Annotated in this window: 6 protein-coding genes; 2 read left to right on the top strand and 4 right to left on the bottom strand. The window is 66.6% G+C overall.

The window, feature by feature from the left end; genetic code table 11:
* From ABT297_RS42575 to ABT297_RS42560, 4 genes are all read right to left on the bottom strand, one after another.
* The coding region (locus ABT297_RS42575; RefSeq protein WP_350559762.1) for a hypothetical protein at window positions 1–419 on the bottom strand (419 nt) is incomplete at its 3' end.
* Between the two features lie 117 nt (window positions 420–536).
* Window positions 537–1,738 (bottom strand): IS3 family transposase gene (locus ABT297_RS42570; protein ID WP_502885726.1). Its coding sequence is split into 2 segments (ribosomal slippage): window positions 537–1,447 and window positions 1,447–1,738, totalling 1,203 coding nucleotides; the frame shifts between segments, so codons are not numbered across the junction.
* A 60-nt stretch (window positions 1,739–1,798) separates the two neighbouring features.
* On the bottom strand, window positions 1,799–2,572 hold the full coding sequence (locus tag ABT297_RS42565) for an IS5 family transposase (protein WP_350559759.1): 774 nt from the start codon (window positions 2,570–2,572) through the stop codon (window positions 1,799–1,801).
* A 756-nt stretch (window positions 2,573–3,328) separates the two neighbouring features.
* Window positions 3,329–4,507 (bottom strand): outer membrane protein assembly factor BamB family protein, encoded by a 1,179-nt coding sequence (locus ABT297_RS42560; RefSeq protein WP_350559756.1) that lies wholly within the window; start codon window positions 4,505–4,507, stop codon window positions 3,329–3,331.
* A gap of 96 nt (window positions 4,508–4,603) precedes the next feature.
* On the opposite strand from ABT297_RS42560, the gene ABT297_RS42555 reads away from it, so the two are divergent.
* Window positions 4,604–4,999: a hypothetical protein gene (locus tag ABT297_RS42555; protein ID WP_350559753.1), complete on the top strand. Its 396-nt coding sequence runs from the start codon at window positions 4,604–4,606 to the stop codon at window positions 4,997–4,999.
* A gap of 2 nt (window positions 5,000–5,001) precedes the next feature.
* Window positions 5,002–5,247: a DUF2283 domain-containing protein gene (locus ABT297_RS42550; RefSeq protein WP_350559750.1), complete on the top strand. Its 246-nt coding sequence runs from the start codon at window positions 5,002–5,004 to the stop codon at window positions 5,245–5,247.
* Window positions 5,248–5,893 lie beyond the last annotated feature (646 nt).

Genomic DNA, 5,893 nt, shown 5'->3' with positions numbered 1-5,893 from the left:
TTGAGGGTGAAGAGGCCCGGCTCGGACTCGGTCAGGACACCGCGGGCGACGAGGCGTTTGAGTTTGGCGCGTAGCCCTTCGGTGTCCTTGGCGGTGGTGCCGGTGCCGAGCGCGTGGCAGATGTCCTTGGCGCGGAGTCCGCTGTGTCCACTGTGGTCGGTGGTGGCGAACACGGCGAGGATCTGTTGGTAGGCCGGGCTGGCCACGGTCGCGTCCGTCGGCGAGCCGCCACCGGCGGTGCCCGCGGCGGCGGCGAGGCGTAGCAGGGTGTTTCGTGTGGTTGCGAGGTCAGCCAGCTCGGTGTCCACGACGACGAGTTGTTCGGCGAGCGCGGCGATCTGCTCGCGCAGTTGCTCGGCCTGGACGGTAGCGGCGCTCTCGCGGGCGGTGATCAGGCCCAGGACCTGCTCGTGGCTCATGCTTCGTGGTTCATGCGTGCCGCCAGGACCGGGTGGTAGTGCCGGTCAGTCGGCGGACCAGGTTCGCGGTGGCTGCCCACCAGGTCGGGGCTTGACCCCTGATCTTGGACACGGGGTTTATGCGGCTGGCGCCAGCGTAGCTGGTGCTGTTCGGATGTTGTTTTCGTAGGTGATCGGGGATTGCTGTCCGAGCCGGGAGTGGCGGCGGACGGTGTTGTAGCGATGCAGCCAGCGGAACGCGGTCAGCCGGGCTTCGCGTTCGTCGGTGAACGCGCGGCGGCCTTGCAGGGTTTCGCGTTTGAAGGTGGCGTTGAACGACTCGGCCAGGGCGTTGTCGGCGGAGCTGCCCACCTTGCTCATCGACTGGCGGACGCCGGCCGCAGTACAGGCTTCAGCGAAGACCTTCGACGTGTACTGGGCTCCGTGGTCGGTGTGCATGATCGCCCCGTCCAGGCTGCCCCGGGTGCGCTGGGCGGCGTTGAGGGCGTCGATGACCAGGTCGGTGCGCATATGCTCGGCGATCGCCCAGCCGGCCAGGCGGCGTGAGTGCAGGTCGATGACCGTGGCCAGGTAGAGGAACCCGCGCTCACCGACAGGCAGGTAGGTGATGTCACCGACATAGCGTTGGTTGACCGCTGCGGCGGTGAAGTCCCGCCTGATCAGATCGGGTGCCTTCGACGCCGCCGGGTCCGGGATCGTGGTCTGTACCCGCCGGCGCAGCCGCAGACCCCGGATCCGGTAGCGGCGCATCACCCGGGCGACCTTCTTGCGATTGACCGGCGGCCCGCTGTCGCTGAGTTCGGCGGTGATCCGCGGCGCCCCGTAGGTGCCGTCGTGCGCGGCCTGCACCGCCCGGATCCGCACCGCCAGAGCCGCGTCCGCAGCCTCCCGCGCGGCCCGCGCCGGCGCCGTGGCCTGCCAGTAGTAGAAGCTCGAACGAGCGATCCCGAGGATCTGGCACAACCGCTTCACGCCGTAGCGTTGCTGATGGTCGGCGACGAACTGGAAGCGGTTCACCAGCGCGTCTCCCCGGCGAAATACCGGGCCGCCTTCCGCAGGATGTCGCGTTCCTCCTCCAACTCGCGGACCCGCCGCCGCAGCTGCGCGTTCTCCTCCTCGACCGAACCGGCCGGCTGCGGCCTCGCCGAAACCATCGGACCGCCAGCCCGCCGCTGGTCATCAGCCCGAACCCAGCTACGCAACGTCTCCCGATTGACGCCCAGATCGTCGGCGATCCGCGCGATCGTCGCTCCCGGCCGAGACCGGTACAACGCCACCGCGTCGGCCTTGAAGTCGGGCGGGTAGTGCTTATTCACCATCGTGTTCCAGGACTCCTGATCTCCCGGGACCATCAACATCCCAGGTTCAAGTGTCCAAGATCAGGGGGCAACTCCCGTCCGCGATTCGCTGGAGGCCGGGCGGATCTCGTACTCGCGCACGAGCCTGCGGTGCAGCATCAGCGTGCCGTGCACCTGTTCGACGAGCCACCGCTTGGCGACCGGCACGAACCCCGCCCTCGTGTCGGACCGCTTGACCTGTTCGACGTCGATGCCGTTGACCGCACCGTGAATCTGCACGTCGTCTTTGAACCCGGCATCGACCCACGCCTTGGTCACCGTCGGGGTGTGCGCCACGACCCGGTCCAGTAACCGCACGCCGATCTGGTTGTCGGTGGCCGAGGCGGCCATCACCACCACGGCGATGATCAGGCCGAGCGCGTCCACCGCGAGGCCGCGCTTGCGACCCGGGACCCGTTTCGCGGCATCTTTGCCGGTGGTGACGGCCGGGACGTGGTTGGCCGCCCGGACCGACTGGGTGTCCAGCACCACCGCGGTCGGATCCTCGGCGCGGCCGGCCCTCTCCCGGGCCTGGCAGCGCAGCAGGTCATGGATCGTCTGGTCGGTACCGTCATCGCGCCACAGCGCGAAGTAGTAGTACGTGGCGGACTTCGGTGGCAGATCGTGCGGCAGGTACGCCCACTGACAACCGGTCCGGTTCTGATAGAAGATCGCGTTCACGATCTCCCGCAACTCGTAGCGGCCCTGATGCCCGGACACCGACGGGTGTTTCGCCTTCCACGCAGCCAGGAACGGGCCGATCACCGCCCACTGCTCGTCGGTCAGATCGCTCGGATACGCCTTACGCCCACTCACGCCCGGCCCAACGCACGCCCGGCCGGGCAGGCACCGCCACAACTCCAACATCACGACATCGAGCGATGACGAACTACAAAAACCTCACAAAACGCCCTCTGACCGCGCTCACCGTCGCGGAGATCAAACGGCTGTTCATCCTCATCACCCGCCGGCCACACACCGACGCGCACCACCTGCACTGGACCTGGTGGCGACGACGCCACCAAGCCCGAGCACGCTGGTTCCACCACCGCACCCGACTCGCCCGACAAACCACAACATAATCACGCCGATAAGTGCGGCTGCCCTAGGTGGGGGAAGACCACCCCAAGAACTTCCACAATGGACACCGCGAGGATCTACCATCGACCACTCGCGATCACCAAGTCTGTGCCAGAGCCACTTCGTCCTGACCCTTGACAAACGCCATGAACGATGAACCGTCCGACGACTACGTTACTTGGTTGAGGCTACTGCATGACATGCGGAAGGATGTAGCAGAATAGTTCTGTCTGCGACATTTCATGCGCGTGCTCTGTCATGCCGCGGATCGTGTGCGCCGTCTCGGCCGGATCGGTCACGCGGGGTGACGGACGTCAACGCTGGCGGGTGCGCTGAACTGCCGACTTGAGTGCAGCGAGGCCCTGGCCGCCTGGCAGCGAGCCGCCGGCCTGCCTGACGAACTGCACGTGCGGGATGACCTCGAACAGATCCGTGCCCGGCTGGCAGCCATCGGGCCGCGGTCCCCGCAGCCGGCGTGAACGACGGTGCCGCCTACGGCGGGTCCGCGATGATGTCGCCCCATGCCGCTGCGACTGGCCAGACCGACACCCGATCCTGGTCCGTTTGACACGCGAGCCACGTAGATACGAAGACGCACGCTTGCGGGGACGCCCTTCCTGCCGAACGTCCGAGCACCGTCACGCCACCGGTCTTGACGTCCAGGCGCGCTACAAGCGAGCTGGCACCGTCGTCACGGCTCACAAGCAACCGGGTGCCGGAACGGGTTCCTATTGGCTGCCACCCGTCAATGCGGCGCACAATTCTGCCGGAAGCCGCATCGAGGACCAGATTGACACCGCCCGGCGTCGAGGGTGTGGCCAGCAGATACTGATCGCCGACACCGCTGAGACTCTTCCATCCGTCCAGGTGCCACTGCTCGTGGCCGGTGTCGGGGTCAAGGACGACGATCGGCCCGTGCTGCTCCTGGGCGCAGAGGGCCCGCCCACACCACCAGAGACTTTCCCCGCTTGGTGCTGTCGTACGTCCCCACAGCATCCGGCCGGTAGCGAGGTCGAATACACGGCCGTTGACCATGGAGCCCAGCCCGGATTCGTAGGTCAGGAGCCGGTTCCTATTGCGTGCGAGACCGGCGACGGGCCTGGGAGACTCCAGATGCACGGTCTGCACGACCTCGCCCGTCTCAGCGCTATGTACAAGCAGACTTCCATCCGGATCGAGCACGATAATCTGGACGCGATCGGGTTGTATCAGGGGAAAATTCCGTCGGCTTTCAGGTGGTGTAACGAGCGACCAGCGCACGGCGCCGGTGCGGACGTCGATGCCCGCCAGATCTGGGGTCGACCGTTGTCGCTCCTGTTCTGGATCGCCGTCCGGCGGATACCTTTCTACTACAACGACCCCATCCGCGCAGGCGCAGCCGGACAACGCCGGCACGTAGCTGGTTTGCTGCCACACCTGCGCGCCGGTGACGGCGTCCAACCCGAGGACGATGGACCTCGCTCTACTCGAGGGATCGTCAACCCCGATGACCACCCGGGTGTCGTCCACCTCCAGTAGTTGTGCTCCGGCCGCGACAGGCACCGTCCAGCGCCGGCTCCCGTCCAGCGTTCGATACGACGCCAACGCATTTCTCGAAATCACGTACATCGCAGACTTGTCACCGTCAACGGCCGTGACCCCTTCGCCACGCACCACGACGATCGGGGCCAACGACCTCGCAGGGTGAGCGGCTCCGAGCAGCACAATCATTCCTGCGAGGAGCACGCCACAACCCCACCGCCGCAGACCCGGCCGCGGTACCGAACCATGCCGGTCCGCATCGAGATCGATCGCTACGCCAGGGGGCATCGGACACTCCCGTTCATCGATCTAGCATCTCACGGGCACCATATGTCGCGGTTGCGACACTGGCGAGGTTTGCGTGATATCGAACTTCCTGAAAGTTGTTATGCAAATCCCGCTGTCCCGACCGGGTTTGACCACGCGACGCGGCGTCTGGAGCAGCGTGGGGTTACGGCAGGGGATGCTCAGGCCGTTCTTGCGAGAGAGCCCTTCTCTTACTATCACGAGGATCAGTGGAAGATGGGCTACTATGATCCTAAATCCAAGGTGTTTGTCGCCAAGACCATCGACGGTAACGTAAACACTGTGATGACCAATGTGGATCAGGCATACATCAATCGTCTCCGTGGAGGGCGCTGACCATGGCGGACGTTAGAGTTACATACGATCAGAAGGCGAATGCGGCGTATGTCTACTTCAGCGATCCGCAAGCGCGCACGAAGGTGGCGCGCATGCATCCCTGCGATCCGGTCGAGGTCGGGGGGATGATCAACCTCGACTTCGACGAGAAGGGGTGCCTTATTGGTATCGAGGTGCTGGCGGCCAGTTCAAAGCTGCCCCAGTACTTGCTCGATGCAGCGGAGCGGATCGATGAGCAGGGCTCCTGATCGACGACGCGGTGGCCGGCGCTGGCGCCCCTCGCCGCGCGGCTTTGCCGGAAGGAGGTTGGATGTCCTTCGGAAGCGGTCCGGGGAGGCGGCCAGTCGCTGCACGACCGTCCAGCGGTCGCGCTGGGCCACGTGGATCGCGTCGGCCTTCGTCAGCGCCTGCAGCGCCGCGGCGGCGGTCGTGGCGTCGACCGGCGGCGGGCGGTCGCCGGCGGCGGCGGCGCCCGCCGGCGGCGATGTAGGCTAGGAGGTCCGGCTCCGGCGGCACCAGGTGCCAGCGCAGGTAGCACGCGACCGAGTCGTCCCAGATCCAGCGCCCGTCGGTGAGGAACCGGTTGGGGATCGCGGCGGCGCGGCGCGGGTCGAGCAGGTCGCCGGAGTGCGTGCCGAAGTCGTCGATGACGGGTGGCGGCCTCGAGGTAGCCCAGCTCCCGCCGGCGCTCCTCGACGTCGGTCATCCGCCCCCGGGCCGGGTCCACGCGGGGCAGGCCGTCCTCCAGCGGCGTCTCAAACACGCGGGCCAGCCGAAACCCGTCCATTTCGCTCAGCTCGTCGATCGGCGCGAGCCGGACGCGGCGCGGATGTCGGGGAGCACCCACTGGCCCGGCCGGCCCCATTCGTCCAACTCCGGGTCGCTCACCGATAC

It is taken from the genome of Dactylosporangium sp. NPDC000555 (assembly GCF_040300025.1).
Taxonomy (GTDB): domain Bacteria; phylum Actinomycetota; class Actinomycetes; order Mycobacteriales; family Micromonosporaceae; genus Dactylosporangium.
The sequence above is the reverse complement of the archived record's forward strand: the minus strand, read 5'-3'. Positions and strand labels throughout refer to the sequence as shown.

Bases quoted from the DNA above. Each gene is read 5' to 3' on its own strand.
- ABT297_RS42555 (WP_350559753.1), top strand. From the start codon at position 4,604: ATGCCGGTCCGCATCGAGATCGATCGCTACGCCAGGGGGCATCGGACA.
- ABT297_RS42550 (WP_350559750.1), top strand. From the start codon at position 5,002: ATGGCGGACGTTAGAGTTACATACGATCAGAAGGCGAATGCGGCGTAT.